Annotated in this window: 13 protein-coding genes; 6 read left to right on the forward strand and 7 right to left on the reverse strand. The window is 52.1% G+C overall.

Annotated elements, in window-relative coordinates; all coding sequences use genetic code 11:
- The first annotated feature begins 2 nt into the window (after positions 1-2).
- Entirely contained in the window at positions 3-368 is a 366-nt protein-coding gene (locus R1T45_RS09825) for a hypothetical protein (protein WP_317390710.1), read from the forward strand.
- A gap of 340 nt (positions 369-708) precedes the next feature.
- Complete coding sequence (locus R1T45_RS09830) at positions 709-1428, forward strand: HNH endonuclease (RefSeq protein WP_317390711.1); 720 nt, start codon at positions 709-711, stop codon at positions 1426-1428.
- 283 nt (positions 1429-1711) lie between these two features.
- Here R1T45_RS09830 and R1T45_RS09835 read toward each other — a convergent pair whose 3' ends face one another.
- Together R1T45_RS09835 and R1T45_RS09840 are read right to left on the reverse strand one after the other, a co-directional pair.
- Complete coding sequence (locus tag R1T45_RS09835) at positions 1712-2254, reverse strand: HEPN domain-containing protein (protein ID WP_317390712.1); 543 nt, start codon at positions 2252-2254, stop codon at positions 1712-1714.
- Positions 2247-3326, reverse strand: a complete 1080-nt coding sequence (locus tag R1T45_RS09840) for a DUF262 domain-containing protein (RefSeq protein ID WP_317390713.1) — start codon at positions 3324-3326, stop codon at positions 2247-2249. The genes R1T45_RS09835 and R1T45_RS09840 overlap by 8 nt, the downstream gene beginning before the upstream one ends.
- Positions 3327-4298: 972 nt before the next feature.
- Here R1T45_RS09840 and R1T45_RS09845 point away from each other — a divergent pair.
- Positions 4299-5306 (forward strand): tyrosine-type recombinase/integrase, encoded by a 1008-nt coding sequence (locus R1T45_RS09845; protein WP_317390714.1) that lies wholly within the window; start codon positions 4299-4301, stop codon positions 5304-5306.
- Positions 5307-6353: 1047 nt separating this feature from the next.
- Here the strand turns inward: R1T45_RS09845 and R1T45_RS09850 are convergent.
- Positions 6354-7337, reverse strand: coding sequence for a DUF3800 domain-containing protein (locus tag R1T45_RS09850; protein ID WP_317390715.1), 984 nt, complete (start codon positions 7335-7337; stop codon positions 6354-6356).
- A gap of 593 nt (positions 7338-7930) precedes the next feature.
- Here R1T45_RS09850 and R1T45_RS09855 point away from each other — a divergent pair.
- Complete coding sequence (locus tag R1T45_RS09855) at positions 7931-8692, forward strand: SDR family NAD(P)-dependent oxidoreductase (protein ID WP_317390716.1); 762 nt, start codon at positions 7931-7933, stop codon at positions 8690-8692.
- Between the two features lie 48 nt (positions 8693-8740).
- Here the strand turns inward: R1T45_RS09855 and R1T45_RS09860 are convergent, their stop codons facing one another.
- The 4 genes from R1T45_RS09860 to R1T45_RS09875 all read right to left on the reverse strand — a co-directional run bounded on the left by R1T45_RS09860 (position 8741) and on the right by R1T45_RS09875 (position 13434).
- On the reverse strand, positions 8741-10225 hold the full coding sequence (locus tag R1T45_RS09860; RefSeq protein ID WP_317390717.1) for a sulfatase: 1485 nt from the start codon (positions 10223-10225) through the stop codon (positions 8741-8743).
- Between the two features lie 15 nt (positions 10226-10240).
- Positions 10241-10942: an HAD family phosphatase gene (locus R1T45_RS09865; RefSeq protein WP_317390718.1), complete on the reverse strand. Its 702-nt coding sequence runs from the start codon at positions 10940-10942 to the stop codon at positions 10241-10243.
- Positions 10939-12441: an FGGY-family carbohydrate kinase gene (locus R1T45_RS09870; RefSeq protein ID WP_317390719.1), complete on the reverse strand. Its 1503-nt coding sequence runs from the start codon at positions 12439-12441 to the stop codon at positions 10939-10941. The genes R1T45_RS09865 and R1T45_RS09870 overlap by 4 nt, the downstream gene beginning before the upstream one ends.
- Positions 12442-12630: 189 nt before the next feature.
- Entirely contained in the window at positions 12631-13434 is an 804-nt protein-coding gene (locus tag R1T45_RS09875) for a BtpA/SgcQ family protein (RefSeq protein WP_317390720.1), read from the reverse strand.
- Positions 13435-13593: 159 nt separating this feature from the next.
- Here R1T45_RS09875 and R1T45_RS09880 point away from each other — a divergent pair, with 159 nt between their 5' ends.
- Complete coding sequence (locus R1T45_RS09880) at positions 13594-14958, forward strand: ABC transporter substrate-binding protein (RefSeq protein ID WP_317390721.1); 1365 nt, start codon at positions 13594-13596, stop codon at positions 14956-14958.
- A complete protein-coding gene (locus R1T45_RS09885; RefSeq protein WP_317390722.1) occupies positions 14959-16014 on the forward strand; it encodes a sugar ABC transporter permease in 1056 nt (351 codons plus the stop codon).

Here is a 16014-nt window from a genome sequence, read left to right on the forward strand (position 1 = left end):
CGATGACAAATGCCGAGCCGTCGCTTGTCGCGACATTGAGCCTTGCGCTGTGCTTCTCGCGCGCGGCGATGGCGGAACCGCTCTATCTTGGCGAAGTGGAATACAATACCGATGACCGCGCTGTCATGGTTGCGATCGTGGAGCATTGTGCTGGCCTGCAGGCAGAGGTTGAGGCAGCAAAAATCGCCGGGCTTTCAAGAGATGATGAGGAGGGCAATAAGGAAGCTGGTGCAGGACAGCCAAAGCCTTTCGCCAGCTCCCCTGGCATTGCAGTAGACCGCCTTGCTTCAGGTAACGGGACGGGCGAACTGCCGGACCTCTCTCACGTAGCTGCGAGGGACTGTGTCGCGGCCGGCATCACATATTAGGGGAAAGACGCCATTTTTTTGGGGGGCTCGCCTGCAGACGTTAAGGGCCGCTTTCGGCTAACTCAGCGTCCCCAAAGGGGCAAAAACAACCGGATTTGCATAAAGATAAATTGGAGGCGAGTACCGGAATCGAACCGGTGTACACGGATTTGCAAGACACTGATTGTATATGGGAATATTAAGAAATATGTTTAGACGGCTAGCGAAAGCCGGCGGAACATAGCGTGAATGTTTAGACCGATTTCGTGAGCCTTGCATTGGCGTCACCATCCGGCGCTCATCAGCTTCTAAGTTGCAACGCAATCTTGTGGTGGACGAGCAGAAGAGTTAGCGTCCGCTTATGGTTACGGATCGAAACCCGCCTTGGACCCGTGACGAATTACTTGTCGCGCTTGACTACTACCTTCGCAATCCGGACGACTACTTCTCTCCGTCAGGTGAAGGTGTGCTCGCACTGACTGCCACGATCAGTCAGATTGCAAAGGTTCTTGGCTTGTCAGGCTCTGACACGCTACGCAACGCCAACGGCGTTTCAATGAAGCTTCTGAACTTCCGGTCACATGACCCGAACCACGATACCAAAGGCTTGAGCAGAGGAAATAGACTAGAAAAAGTCGTTTGGATTGAGTTTTCGAACGATCCCGCAGCTTTAAGCAGAATTGTCACCACAATCCTTGACGTTACTCAAGCCGCTATTGAGGTTAACGCGCCTGTGCTTGCCGTGGATGATGTGACCGAAGCGCGAGAAGGAAAATTGCTATCCCGAATTCACCGCTACCGAGAGCGCAATGCGGCTATCGTGAAGCGTAAGAAAGCATCCCATTTTAAGCAGCATGGGCATCTATGCTGTGAAGCTTGTGGTTTCGACTTCCAGGCCACGTATGGCGATCGAGGAGAGGGCTTCATTGAATGCCATCATACCAAGCCTGTGTCGGAACTTACCGTGGGCGAGACGACCAAGCTGAGCGACCTCGTGCTGCTTTGTGCGAACTGTCACCGAATGGTTCACGCATCGAGGCCATGGTGGACGTTGCAGAAGCTGCGGACGACGCTCTGCTAAGGAATGCAGCAAATTATTGCTTTGGTTACAACGGTAAGAACTGGACCTTCGCAAAGACGGCAATTACTGCGGCGCAGCTTCCAAAGCGGCCTTTCGTAGTGCTGTTTAGTAGCATTCGGCAGGCCGAGCCCGACTACGTGGGGCTTGGACATTTAATTGGAACACTCAAGGCAAGACATTATCATACCAGGCTTCACTAAGGTCGAAGATTAATCATTAAGGGTATATTAACCAAGGCAGTATATTTTTTAAGCTGACGTTACCTGATTTCTATTCTGAAGGGTTAGCCTCCTATATCGAATGATGTTACAAACGTCCGTACCACATATTGAGCAACTCTATGGGACTCGTAAACATCCTTAAATGTCGCAGAAGTCGTACGCTCATGAGCATACGCATTTCGCCATATGAATATATTCCTATAACTATCATATGGGTTTTTTCGAAACCGCCGTTCCACTACCTTCATTCTTTGCTCTAAAAGCCGGTGAAAAGTAGTCAACTTTTTCACTGAACCGGGGCGAGTCCACTCTGGAATGCCAAAGAGAATTGAGTATCCCTTTAGATGCTCTAGAGAAACTCTAGCGTTCAATTTTTCGAAATCTTTCTCAATATGTTGGCCGTAAGTCGGATGAATTTCCGTCGCATAATTTATCAAAGAATCTTTGATTATCCCCTCATAAGTTGCAGCTACTGTAACTGCGAACATTCCCGCCAACTCATTCTTTAGCCTTTGCTCCGCGGTGGATGTGCCGCTTAGCCTGAGCTCTATGTCTGAGGCCAAGTTCCGGAGGTGGTTAAAATTTTCATCTACAAGTTCACTCATTACCAAAGAGTACTTTGGTTGCAATTTCTTTTCGAGACTTCACATTGTCGAGGCTCGACGTGTTTGAGGATATTTTTTCAAGAAAATCATCATCCTTCAAAAGCACGTCGTATGAGGCCTTGTTAAATTCGACCTCTGCATTTTGCTCCATTAAAGAAACTAATACTGCTTCCAAGGTGGCAGCATTCAGCAACCCTCTGGGCCTAAATGGGCGCTGAATAGAATCAACAACTGTCTGAGTGGCACGTAGGAAAGAAGCGTTGAATTTCCTCGCTCTTTCTGAGTGGAATTCGCGATTTGCTGCCATCTGCCGAGACAAAAAGTCTTTCATTGGAGGCGCGTAAGATTCTATATTCTCGAAAAATGCGAAAAGTCTGAGAATTAGTTCGATATCACGTTGCTTAGGGTCCGGAGTCGATTTTCCATAAATCGTCCTCCAGTTTGGGTCCATATTTAGACGGTTCAAGTTTTCTAGAATAGGCCCGCGATAAACAGCGTTTCTAATTTCTTGGGCATTTAGTGGCTGTCCACCTGTATTTAGTCGTTCAAAAATATGGTAGACGCTTTCTGGCTGTTCTTGCTCCGGAGTCAACTGCTTGACTGTTACCCCTCGCAGGCTCGCATTCTTAATTTTTCGCTTTGTGCGCTCATCAAGCTGTTCAAAGGTTTTACCCTCTAGATCTTTTCTTTGTTCTAATCCTTTGAGGGAAAAAACTTTACGGTTTCCTGCCGCATCTGCTTTTCCGAAGTACCCTTCAAAGAAGTATGTTACTGCCGTTATTCGTTGCTGACCGTCAATTACCTCAAGTTGTCCTTCCTCATTCTCATAGAAAAAAACTTGAGGTACGGGAAGTCCAATAGCAAATGACTCAATAAGTGTAGATGCCCTTCGGATATCCCAGACAAATTTCCGTTGATAGTCTGGGATAATGATGTCGCCACTTTGAAATTTGCTGGCTAGCAATTCCAACGTCCAATCACTTGATGTCACTACTATATTGAATTCAACGGTCGACGTCTCCGTTTCTTCGCTAGTGATGTCTTCGATTTCTAGGTCCGTGTGATCGCTCATGCTCAAGTGCCTCATCAATATTGACCTCAAGAAATGGTCCCTCTGTTTGGGATAGTTTGACAACGGCGCAAAGGCAAGAAAGGTTAATAGATCTAATTGCGGAAAATTTATGAGCACGCGAATTTGACGTCTGTTCCGCTAGCAGGGAACTTCTGCTCAACGCCCTTCTTGCCTTGCTAGCTAAAAAGCATGCTAGCAATGTGATAGCCTCTCGACCTTATAGACGTAGAGATTTAAAGGGCGCGATGCGGGCCTTGGGCACTTGCGCCGCCGTCGACAGACCAGGCTTGACACAGCGCGTGTTCTGAATCACATCAGTAACACGCGCTCATGCGTATATCCCTCGATCCAATACTGCATCTAGTGACGCAGCCTCCAAAATCGTCGCCATGAGACAGCACTCCTTTTGGAGTACTGAGTTCACGAATTGTTACAGATCAGTATATGCATCTAGTGACCCTGAGGCGAATGCCCGGTTTGTATTGTCTTATTTTCATGTCCTAACTGATCCTCAGAGTGGTTTGCATGGGTTTATCCCATTCGTCCTAAAAGGCGCGCGGACCCGATCAGTGAAAGACGTTAGCTATGAGAAAATTAGGCAATCTTGGGGTCGGCAGAGGAAACCCCCTTGGTTTAATCTTCAAGTTATTGAACAGGTTCATTTCGGCAGAAACCTATCGAGCAGTCGCGAAGCCGAACCGTCAAACGGGCGGCGAAGCTAAGCCGCGTCTGCGGCGCATATCTCCTTTCTGTAGCGCTTCAGCAGACGACTTCGGGGGGGTGTCACTAGTATCCCTTTCAAGGTGGACCTGATGTCCACCGCTAGCATTGAGCAACGCGCTCTCTCTATGCTCAGAGCGTTCGAAAGTGCAGGCAAAACGGTGAGCCGTGTCACAATTGAAGGCAAACGGATTGAACTCGTGCTATCCAAAGAACGTGAGGATGACGAGTACGCGGGGATAGACATGCGTCATGACCAAACGTGAGCTACCAAAGCACGTCTACAAGCAGCGCAACGGGCTGTATTTTCAGCGGCGCGGATGGTCGTCCCAGAAGTTCGAGCATGAGTTTGGAACACCCGCGTTCTGGAAAGAATACGCGGACATACTCAGTCATAAGGACAAGCCGCGCGTCGTTACATCACGAACCTTCCATGCGCTCATTAAAAGCTATCACAAGTCGCCCCGGTATGCGAATTTGAAGACCCGTACGGCGCTTGACTACGACAAGCATCTCGACTTCTTCGCCACCATCATGGGGGACCGGAACCCGGCTAAGATGCAGCGCAAGGATGTGATCCGCTTGCGCGATGCAAACGCCGAAAAGGCTTATTTCGCTAACTACTCGCTCCGGGTCCTCAGGGTGCTCATGGAGCACTGTGTAGACCTTGGCTGGCGTGACACCAATCCGGCACGTGGTGTCCCCGAGCTTAAGACTGTTAAGCAGGAGCGTGAGCCATGGCCTCAGGAGCTTCTGGAGGCCTATCGGGATGTTTGTCCCATCGGGACACGTGAGCGGCTGGTCATGGAGCTGTGCGTCGGTACGGGGCAGCGAATTGGGGACGTATTGGAAATGCGGTGGTCCGATATTCAGGAGGGCGCGTTCTTCGTACGGCAGAGCAAGACGAAAAAAGAGCTATGGGTTCCAATACTCGACGAGCTACAAGCCGCTCTTGACGCGGCAAGTCGTCACTCAGTCTTCATTCTAACAAATGAGCGTGGGACTAACCGATGGTCCTACAGGGGTGCCTCTGCTGCGGTCAGAAAGGTCCGGGACCGGATCGGTGCCCTACGTTATGATATTCATAGCTGGCGCTACAATGCCGCCTGTGAGCTGGTCGAGTCAGGCTGTAGCGATGATCTTGTAGCTGCAGTAACGGGCCAAAGCCCGGCCATGGTGCTACACTATACGAAGAAGGTACGCCAGCGGATCAGAGCTGTCGAAGCCCAGCAACGACGCGCCATGCAGCGCGACCAATAGTTTCAGGTACTCTTCTTTGCCAATGCGCCGGAAATGGTCGTTAACAGCCCAACCACAATGCCCCAACCAATGTACTCCAATCCCTGATCGATGGATTGGCCCGAACTCTTAGTTCCAAGATAGCGCGCGGATGCTGCCTCATATGCCGCTTGGTCGACGAAATTATATGCTACGTAGAGACCGAGCGCTGCAAGTAGCAGCCCCCGAAGTAAAAGGCCAAAGGCCAAAATCCTTCCAAGCCATGTGAAAAACATTGGTATCCTCAGTTTGGTAATTCGCTTGATCTGGGGCGGTCGGCAGCAAGCTCCTAGCCCAACCCAAAAAAACAGTGGGAAGTTCCTCCGGTTTGAGCTTCAAGCACTGTTGTTAGGTGCCATTCAAAACGGAACGGAACAAAAACAGAATGTTTAGACATTTGTTTAGACGCGCGAGAGCGAGTTTCTAAAAAATCAGCTAAACTGTTGATTTTTAATGGAGGCGAGTACCGGAATCGAACCGGTGTACACGGATTTGCAATCCGTCGACATGCGCTGAAAAGATTGAATTTTTCTGTAAACCGAACCCAAATTGACCTCTTTGGGATCAGAGGCTTACAAGCCCCTTGTAAACCGCACTTTCTCTTAGCCCTTTCGCCTTCAATAAGGATAGTACAGAGCGCCCGTCAATTAGACAGAAACTGTTCCTCTTCATCCCGGGTGGGCTCCTCGCTTAAATTCGCATCGTCCGTGCTGCACCCGGATGCGATCTTTGCGCCGACGTAGCCGACCTTGATTTAAGCTTGCTTGACAGCAGGCCTTGGCACCGTGGGTTTGGCTATTAATGCCCTCGAGGCCGCAGTCCTTCTTTCCCCTCGTTGCGCGTAGCATCGGCCCCATCCTCTTCCAAGAAGCCTTCAAAGCTGTCACCGGCGCTGATCAAAATGGGCGGAGAACCGCCACTCGCTGCGCCATGAACGACCGACAGCTATGCCGCGGAACCGGACATAGATGAATGTGCGCCTTTGGCGTGAGTTACTGTATGCTATCTTCTGTAGGTCCGTAGCCCATCTTATTCTTCACGATGCTCCTTAGACCACATCCTTTGCGACTGTGAGAACTGCTGGCTATGTCTCTCTCTTGGACGTGATTTCAGCCATTCTGGATCATACCCGAATGCCTCGAAGAATCCGCATTGTTGAGCCGTCAACGAGTGTATGGCGTCTTTGGCCGGATAAAGTGTCACCCCTTCGTTATTATACCTAAGTTGACCTCTAAATCTCTTTTCTCTCTCCGCCATCAGAGGCTTCAGATGGAGCGCGGGCTGATCAGTGTAGTTGGGAGAAGCCTGTTCTATGGACTGGAAGAAAGCGCTGACCAAAGTGTCGGCCAATTGAAGTCCAGGTGACTCTGAAGCGGGTAGCCGAAGGATTTGATTGGTGCAAAGGACGCTGGGATCAATTTCCCTTGCGTCCAAATAGGTTGTTCCAGCGACGGCCTGATTTTTTAGCTGGATCACATATGCCTTGAACCTTCCAAAATGGTGCCCGCGGCGGCTGGCCATCACAACGCGCAAAACAGGTTCTCTAATTGCGTGCCGCATTGCGGATTTGGTTACGTATGTTGTGACACGCTCCAACAATAGTCTGCTTACGAAATTGTATAGAACGTCTCTCGGGTTCCCAGTCGCTGCTGCTGCGGCACGGGGATTTTCGTATCCAATCATTGTCTGTTTATAGGAGCAAACAACGAAGCCACGCGCAGAGAAGTCTCTCTTTGCCAAACGCTTTGCTGTAGATATCCTATTTTTAGCCTTGAGTTTCTTGTAGTGGAGAGTTCCTCCGGCTTGTCCGCCAAATGAAGTCAAAATCTCGTCTCTACGGCGCTCAAGATCGTTCTCTTGATCCGCGCGAACGAGATATCCGCCAATACATAGCCATTCTGAATTTCCGTCTTTATGGCATGGCTTGAGCTGGTCAACTTTATCGTCCCCGGCTTCGTCCACGAACAATGTGTAGTGATGCACTAAGATATGCCCCCAAATTTCACAATGCATTATTGGGATTTCCTCTGATTCCATTCAAGGCCAGTGGGTTGCCTTAAGCAATAATTCAGAGGTCCGAGGCCCCTAACACATCGGTTCAGGTGTCCACTCAACTTAGTGCGCCAGGAAGGTATTTACCAATCCCGTGCAGCCAACCTTACGCCGGCGCAACCCGAAGGGTAGCTTTTGAAGTGAAACGGTCATGTGTTGGGAAATCTCAGAAAGTCCGCTATGGGCCGTAAGCTGACATGGCGCCTGCGGATATTGGGTGGCACGCAGCGGGGGAATGGTTGCTCGAATCCAAGGATTGTTGTCGGCGATCAGGCAGGCACAGCTGGGCGGCATCGCTATCCTAAAGTGCCGCCCTTCCAATGCGGACAGGGCGTGCGACGATGGCATCGCGGATTGGATGCCTTCAATATTAGGGAGAGATGACGTTTCGAACTCTCTGCGCCAACCCCTGCAAAGCATGGCTTACCGGCGATATTATCGGGGAGAATATCACTCGGGAAGCACTTACGCATCCTGTTAGCAGTGGGTATTTTGGTTCGTTTGTGTTATAAAAAGTTATATTATGTTCGAAGTAAAAAGAGGTGCTTATAACTATGGCAAATACAGTTTTCATCACTGGCGCGGCCAACGGAATTGGTTTGGCGTCGGCGCGCGCGTTCGCAGCAGCCGGGTTCAATCTGGTCTTGACCGACATTAACCTTGACGGCTGCAAAACCGCTGCAAAAGGGATCGATGCCCCCAAAATCTGTCTTAAGATTGATGTGAGAGACAAGGCGTCAATCGAGGCGGCGTTTGAGGAAGGGGCAGGGACATTCGGAACGATTACCCATTGTCATGCGAATGCGGGCGTGTCGAATATGAAGCCTGCGCTTGAGTTGACCGAAAAAGATTGGAACTTTAACTTTGACGTCAATGCGAAGGGCGTTTTTTTCACCAATCAGGTCGCAGTGGCGCATTTTCTTGGCCGTAACACCAAAGGGGTGATCGTCAACACCGCTTCACTCGCCTCTAAGGTCGGTGCTCCGCTCTTGGCGCATTATTCAGCGTCGAAATTTGCAGTGCTCGGCTGGACCCAAGCGCTCGCGCGAGAGCATGCCAAGGACGGAATTCGGATTAACGCGGTGTGCCCTGGCTTTGTACGCACGCCGATGCAAGAGCGTGAAGTCGCTTGGGAAGCGGAATTGCGTGGCATGACACCTGAGGAGGTGTTGGCCGACTACGTAAGCCAGACCCCGCTTGGTCGTATCGAAACCCCAGAGGACGTTGCCGACGTCGTGGTGTTTTTGGCTTCGGATGGCGCGCGTTTCATGACCGGGCAGGGCGTAAATGTCACTGGCGGGGTCTATATGACCTAACGCCAGCGGTGCGGGGCATAGTAAAGTGTCCCGCGCCGCCGATCTGTTTCAATAATTTCCAGTTCGCTCAATGCCGGCGTCGGACGTGGCCATGACCGCATCAAGGTGCTGCTTCAAAAGCTGGATCTGTTGACGCTCGAAACCCGGTTTATCCCATAGTGAGGTGAACTCACCGGGGTCTTGTTGCAGATCGAAAATCTCGGCCTTGCCCGCGTCGTGATACATGCAAGTCTTGTAGCGACCATCGAATACCATAGTGCCGTGACTCTGATAGGGCATCCCCGCAAGCGCCTCGTTAAACTCGCAGACCACATGGGGCTTATGTGATGTGACTTTGCCTGTAAGTAGATCGGTCAGTGGGATGCCCTGCATATTGTAGGGAATGTCAACGCCTGCGATGTCAAGCACCGTCGGCGCGAGATCGACGAGCTCAACAAGTGCATCCGTCCGCGCGCCCGGCTCGGTTACGCCGGGCCAGCGGATAATGAGCGGCACGTGAACCAGCCCTTCAAAGAACCGGCAACCTTTGTAAAGCATGCCGTGATCGCCCATCATCTCACCGTGGTCCGAGGTGAAGATGATGATCGTACTTTCGGACTGCCCGCTGTCTTCCAGTGCCTTCAGCACCGCGCCGATCCGATCATCGACCATCTCGATCATCGCGTAATAGCACGCTTTGACCATACGCGCGTCGTACGTATCGGGCGGGAAGTCGAACAGGTTGCGGTCTTGTAGTGGTGTTTGGGATTGGTTGACATCTTTAGTCGGGTCATAGTGTCTGACGTCCTGAATCTTCTTCCATTGCTGGTCGACATCCCAGAATTCTTCCTGTCGCGCGATGTCGCTCTCGCAGAATAGGGGAAGGGGCATGTCTTCGCACTTGTATCTGTCGAGAAACTCTTGTGGCGGGAAAAAAGGCGGGTGTGGATCGACTGCGTTGAGGTTTAGAAACCATGGGACGTCTTTGTGACATTTGATAAAGGCTGTCGCCCTTTCGGCCCACCATGTCGACTGCTGCAACTCCATTGGCAGGCCAGGGCCGTAGTCGCGCGGGGCGTTTGCCAGCAGATCAGGGTAGAGTTTCAGCGGATCTTCGACATCATGCTTTTCTTTAAGCCACTTGTCGTAATCGCGTCCGATCGGCCAGCAATCAGACAATTCAGCCACGTCATAGCCGTCTTCAGGAATCAGTTCGATCCGGTCCTCAGAACGCGACAAGTGATGTTTTCCGATCAGGCCAGTGGTATAGTTCGTCGTGTCTTTCAGCATTGCTGGCAAGATTTTTTCGGCTGTGGGCCAGTGATCATTTCCGTTGCGATGTACATGATGCGATGCAGGGTAGCGGCCTGTCATGAAGGACGCGCGGCTCGGTGTGCAAATCGGCGCTTGGCAGTACGCTTGCATGAACGACATGCCCTCCGCGGCCAACTTGTCGAGGTTCGGTGTATTTATTGCAGCATTTCCATGAGCGTTGATTGTATCAAAACGCTGCTGATCGGTCGTGATCCATAAAATGTTCGGTTTGTATGTCATGCTATTTCCTGCCATTCAGGCTTCTCGCAGCTGGTGCCGAGCGTGAGGATGCTCCCGGATTTTCCGGACGTTATCGGATGCGCCATTCAATTCCGCGATCACATGCGGAAGATCTGCGAGGGTGGAGATCGGGAAAACCGGTCCCTTTGTTACGCCCGTGTTACCCCCAATGCATGCGACGGGCAGGCCAGCCGCAAGTGCGCTCGCAACACCTGTCGCACTGTCTTCTACGGCCAGAACCTCGCTCGCATTCAGCCCGAACCGGTAACAGGCGTATCGAAAGGGAAAGGGATCGGGCTTGCCTTCGCAGACGTCATCGAGACTGAGGCTGAAATTCATGAAGTCAGTGACACCTATGGCGCTAAGGTTGGTGTCTACCACTGTGCGGTTGGAGTTAGAGACCGCGGCCTGCCGCAAGTCCATTGCAGCGATAGCTTCAATCGCCGAAACGGCACCTTCAATTTCCACGAGTCGACCCGCGTTCTCTGCGAACACGCGGTTTAACTGCGTTGACCAGCCCGCAAAGGAGAGCTTGGCGGGAAAGCGCGATTGCAGTTCCTTCCAAACGTTGCCGATATGGACGCCGACGAAATGCATATCATCCAGATCAGAGATATCCACGTCGTTGACCCGGCAGACCTCTTTGAGGGCGAACAGATGAAGAGGCTCACTGTCGACCAGTGTGCCATCGATATCCCATGCAATCGCTCTGATCATTTTCGCAGTTCCTTTTGCATCTCATAGGTTTCGCGGAAGAGTGCATATCCGGCGTCGTAGCGAGCTCGCATCCCGGTATTAGGTTGGACTTCGGCCCCGTAGCTGACGCACTTAGCGACGCCGCTCCAGTCATTGGTGGCCCCCGTGCCCATCCCTGCCAGCCAAGCTGCACCAAGGCACGAACCGGGATGTCCGGTCAGAAGTTGCACTGGTGTCTGGAGGACGTCGGCACAGATCTGCATCCAAAGCGCCGACTTAGAACCACCATCGGATGCGAGAAAGCGCGTGGTTGGAAAGCCCATATCGTTAAAAACCTCGACGTGGTGGCGGAAGGCGTAGGCGTAGCCTTCCAGCAGTGCGCGCCAGAGGTGTCGGATGTCGTGGTTGAGGCTGAGGCCCAGAATGGTGCCCCGCGCATCTGGATCGTGAATGGGTGTTTTTTCACCTAAAAGGTAGGGGATAAAGGTCACGCCATCGGAGCCCGGCGGGATCTCTGCTGCCAATCCATCTAAATATTGATGTGGGCTGATATCGCGTTTCTTAGCTTCGGCGGTCTCTGCCTTGGCGAATTGCGCAATGAACCAGTTCAGAGCCGACCCCCCGGTCGACATGCACCCATTAGGCATGAATAAGCCTGGAATGATGTGATAATCGAGGAACATGCGCGGATCGGGGCGGGCTTTGTCGGTGGCGATCATGATATCGGCCGCACCGCCGAATTTGAGGAGTACATCACCAGAGGCCAACACCCCTGCTGCATAGGCGGAGGCAATGTGGTCCGCCGCACCGCCAACGACCGGTGTGCCCTCTGCCAAGCCTGACTGCGCAGCCGCTTCGGCTGACACATGTCCTATGATCTCGGAGGAAAATGCCTTTTTAGGGACCGTACCGGGCGTCAGGTGGGCGAGGGAAATTAAGTCATCCGACAGTTCGTTCGTTTCAAGATCAATAAACCCAGCCTCCAGCGCCCAGTTCTGCTCTACCGCGCGCTCACCAGTCAGACGCCAGTTAATATAGTCGTAGGATCCGAAAACCGTTGCGATCTGGTTAAACACTTCGGGCTCATGCTTTTCGATCCAGCGAATGCGGCTTGCTACCAACTGTTGATTGATGCCATTGCCGGCGCGCATGACGAATGCGTCCTCTGAAACCTCGCCAGCAATTTCCTTAACCTCTTGCCCGGTACGCCCATCGCTTTGCTGAATGGAGGGGCGTAGCACTGTCCCGTCGCTGTCCAGCACGATCGTTGCGGGCAGCATGCCGGTTGTGCCGATCGCCGTAATGGCAGTGCGATCCAGACCGGACTGATGCAAAAGCTCTGGAACAATAGAGCAGACATTTGCCCACCATTCATTCGGTTCTTCCTCAGCCCAGCCTTGTTTAGGTGACAAGAGTGTTACAGGCCGAGTCGCGGAGGCGATGATCCTTGACGTCGAGACATCAAGAACGATGCCAATGGTTGAGGTTGTCCCAATGTCCAGACCGATGACGCAGCTCATGAACCGCCCTTATGATCATGAAAGCACATGCCGAGTTTCCAGGTGGCTTGTTGCTTTCTGTTAAGTATTGTTCGAAACTTCCGATTGCTGGTTATCCGTCAGATGGGCTTCGATAATTCCAAAAAAAGCATTCGCACGAACGGCAGTTGGGCCGTTCGTGGCTTGCTTGCCCTTGAGCGGATGGAAAGTTTAGCGCAAAGTGTTGACCTTATCCATGAACCGTTTGACCCGGTCTCCGTCCACCGCATTCCAGGTGTCACCATCAATCTTGAAATGTGAACCGATAATGCAGCCTGACGCGACAGACATCACGTCAGTTACATTGTCGACATTCACGCCAGTATTGGCAAAAACGGGCACCATTTCGCCCACAGCTTCTGCCACCTTGCGTAGGTCTGATGCATCGGCGGGTTGACCAGTGATCGGACCAGACACAAGGATGGCGTCAGCCATGGAGGAGAAGATGGCGGATTTCGCGCGAAGCTCGATGGGGCGTTGATCCAGCGAGTGGGCAAACTCGGCATTGATATTAAAGAATAGTTTAACGTCGCGACGGTCGAGGTTGCGCTTCATGCGCGCTGGGCGAGCTGCATTGGGTGCCCAGACGCCCATGTCAGATGCGAAGACTCCGGTAAAGATTTCGCGTACCCATTTGGCCTGGGTGGCAACTGCAATCGCGATTGAGGCGGTCGGGTCCCAGAGGTAGTTCACCCCGAACGGGACCTTCAGTTCCGGTTTGCAGGCTTGAACGACAGCAGAGTAGGCAGCAATGGATTCGGGCGTCGCCTCCAACAGGTAGGGGCGGTCATTCTCGTTACCAAACATGATCGCGTCGACGCCACCCTCCTGCAGCTTGTGGATGTCGGACAGTGCGTCGTCGATCAACTTATTGATGCCGCCGTCTGAATCATAAAGCGGCGACCCGGGCAGGGCCCCCATATGACACATAGAGACAACAGCGCGCTTTTTATCCCCCAAAAAATCGAAAATCATGGGTTGAGGCTCCTTGGGTAAAATTTCTACAGAACAATAACTAACATAAAAACACAGTTATGCAACATTTATGTTTTAATTTGTATTATTTTGTGCTACTCGGTACATACACCAATCAAGTTTCCGTCGTCATGGGCGGCGTTCACAGGGAGTAAAGAAATGACGAAAGTGAAAACATCGCTTAACGACGTGCTTATGGCGCGGCGTAATTTCTTGAAGGCGCTGGCCGCCTTCGGCGCTTCGGGGGCAGGCATGCTGCCGAAAATGACTTTTGCTCAGGACGCCTTTGCCGCACGACCCGAATCGGATGTCGATCAGGTTAATCTGGTGGTCTGGCAGTACGGCAACATTTACGAAGAGATCGCTGCTAAGTTCGAAGAGGATTGGGGGGTTTCGGTAGAGAAGATCATTGAGCCCAATATCGAGCCGCAGATTGCCAAGTTGACCACTATGTTTGCTGCGGGAGAAGACATAGATGTATTCGTCTCAATACTCTCAACTATGGCGAGCTATATCGATCAGGGGATTGCGGCTCCACTGGACGGTCTGCCAGGCGTCGAAGACTATATCGCTGATATGACCCCGCTCGCTCGCTCGACCGCCACGGTCGATGGTAAGCTCTGGGGCTTGCCATATCTCTCAATCGCTTGGGCTTTTGCCTATAACGACGAGCTTTTGACCAAGGCCGGTTTTGAAAGGAAGCCGTTCCAGACGTGGGACGAATTAACCGAGCAATGTTTGAAAGCGAAGGCCGATGGTGTCGCAAACTACCCCTTGCTTTGGGTGGGTGGTCCGGCGCTGGAAACGCTGCCGGGCACTTGGTTCAGTCAAGTCTGCAACCGCGGCGGCCGGATTTTTGACGAAGATATGAATCCTGAACTGGGTCCTGGCTCAATCGCCCGTGAAGCGCTCCAATACTTCCAGGACACGTTCATCAAGCACGAGATCGCTGATCCGGATTCGCTGAATCTGAAGTTCCTGCCTGCCGTAAAGGTCTTCAACACTGGCAAGCATCTCTATCTCGGCACGTTCCACAACTACTTTATGAACCAGATGAACGATCCCGCCCAGTCGCCGATTGCAGGCAAGGGCAAGATCCATGGGCTGCCAGGGGATGGGGCGACCCTCGTGGCCACTTGGTATTATATGATGTCCGATGCAACACGCGACCGAGAATGGGCGTGGAAGATGCTGCAATACCTTGGCGGCAGAACTAAGGACGGCACCTATAAACAAGCGTTGAGCCTGGCCAAAAGCTCCATGCTTTATCCCGGCTTCACCTCAGTCGCCCAGAGTGATGAAGTGCGAGAAGCTTGGTCAGACAGAGTTGATGTAGATGTGCTGAACGGGATTTTTGCAAATGGCGTAAATTACGAAAAAGTTGTGCCTGCTGTGGCTGAGCCTTGGTATAGCAAGTGGAACGAACAACTGAACCTCGAGCTGACAGCCTGTCTGAAGGGCGAGATCTCGGTCGATGTCGCCTGTGACAACATCTCTGCCGCCGCGATCGCTGCAAAACGTTAAATGTGGCGTGCGAAAATTGATACCGGCTTGATGCCGGTATCAATTCAGAGGCCAGCGGATAATGCGCTCAGCCACCCCAGAAAATTGAAGAAATATTGGACATTTCTTATGATAGGACAGGCAGAAACTGCAACCGGTACGGCTACCGTAACGAAGCGTCGCTGGGGGGAGTTAGCCCCCTCCTGGTTGGCATTGGGAATGAATGTTCCGACGCTGATATGTTTCGTTCTCATTCTTGCTTACCCGATCTTTTTCGCGGGATACCTTTCCTTCCACGAAGTTGGCGTGCGCGAGCTGCGGACAGGTGAATATTCCTTTACCGGTTGGGCAAACTACGCCGAGCTTTTCAGTGATCCGGTGTTCTGGAAGTCACTAAAGAACACTGTGCTGTTTGTCGTTATCTCGGTTGTCCTTGAGGTGGTGATCGGCCTCGCCATCGCGCTTGTGATCAACGAGCACCGGGTAAAATTGTCCAAGGTCACCAAGTTTCTGATCCTTGTGCCTTGGGCGGTTCCGCCAATCGTTAACGGTTTCCTGTGGGCATTCATCTTCAACACCCAGTTCGGCTATCTGAACCGCCTGCTCTATCAGCTTGGCTTTATTGAGGAGCAGGTGATCTGGCTTGGCAATCCTTCAACCGCCTTTATGGCGATCATCATTGCCTATGTCTGGCGCACCGTTCCTTTCAATATCCTGCTTTATCATGCGGCGCTCCAGGGTATTCCTGATCATCTTTATGAGGCTGCCGAGCTTGACCGCGCGACAGTATGGGAAAAATTTCGCTATATCACCCTACCGCTGCTGCGCCCGATCATTGCTGTGACTTTGATCCTGCGGACTACCTTTGCCTTCATGATCTTCGACGAAATTTTCGCGATCACACAGGGGGGGCCCGGCAACGATACCTGGGTTGCCGCCTGGTATACCTACAAGACCTCGTTCAATCCGCCCTTTGACATCGGGGTGGGCGCCGCATCGGCTTATGTTCTGGCGCTGATCGTCGGTGTCGTGGCCATCGCCTATGTCCGCTACGTCTACAAGAAAGTGGAGTACTGA

Source organism: Sulfitobacter sp. LC.270.F.C4 (assembly GCF_032922545.1).
GTDB lineage: Bacteria > Pseudomonadota > Alphaproteobacteria > Rhodobacterales > Rhodobacteraceae > Sulfitobacter > Sulfitobacter profundi.

Excerpts from the sequence above, each read along its gene's own strand:
- R1T45_RS09840 (WP_317390713.1), bottom strand. The coding sequence starts at position 3,326 with ATGAGCGATCACACGGACCTAGAAATCGAAGACATCACTAGCGAAGAA.
- R1T45_RS09835 (WP_317390712.1), bottom strand. The coding sequence starts at position 2,254 with ATGAGTGAACTTGTAGATGAAAATTTTAACCACCTCCGGAACTTGGCC.
- R1T45_RS09875 (WP_317390720.1), bottom strand. The coding sequence starts at position 13,434 with ATGATTTTCGATTTTTTGGGGGATAAAAAGCGCGCTGTTGTCTCTATG.
- R1T45_RS09830 (WP_317390711.1), top strand. The coding sequence starts at position 709 with ATGGTTACGGATCGAAACCCGCCTTGGACCCGTGACGAATTACTTGTC.
- R1T45_RS09880 (WP_317390721.1), top strand. The coding sequence starts at position 13,594 with ATGACGAAAGTGAAAACATCGCTTAACGACGTGCTTATGGCGCGGCGT.
- R1T45_RS09845 (WP_317390714.1), top strand. The coding sequence starts at position 4,299 with ATGACCAAACGTGAGCTACCAAAGCACGTCTACAAGCAGCGCAACGGG.
- R1T45_RS09870 (WP_317390719.1), bottom strand. The coding sequence starts at position 12,441 with ATGAGCTGCGTCATCGGTCTGGACATTGGGACAACCTCAACCATTGGC.
- R1T45_RS09825 (WP_317390710.1), top strand. The coding sequence starts at position 3 with ATGACAAATGCCGAGCCGTCGCTTGTCGCGACATTGAGCCTTGCGCTG.
- R1T45_RS09865 (WP_317390718.1), bottom strand. The coding sequence starts at position 10,942 with ATGATCAGAGCGATTGCATGGGATATCGATGGCACACTGGTCGACAGT.
- R1T45_RS09885 (WP_317390722.1), top strand. The coding sequence starts at position 14,959 with ATGTGGCGTGCGAAAATTGATACCGGCTTGATGCCGGTATCAATTCAG.
- R1T45_RS09855 (WP_317390716.1), top strand. The coding sequence starts at position 7,931 with ATGGCAAATACAGTTTTCATCACTGGCGCGGCCAACGGAATTGGTTTG.
- R1T45_RS09850 (WP_317390715.1), bottom strand. The coding sequence starts at position 7,337 with ATGCATTGTGAAATTTGGGGGCATATCTTAGTGCATCACTACACATTG.
- R1T45_RS09860 (WP_317390717.1), bottom strand. The coding sequence starts at position 10,225 with ATGACATACAAACCGAACATTTTATGGATCACGACCGATCAGCAGCGT.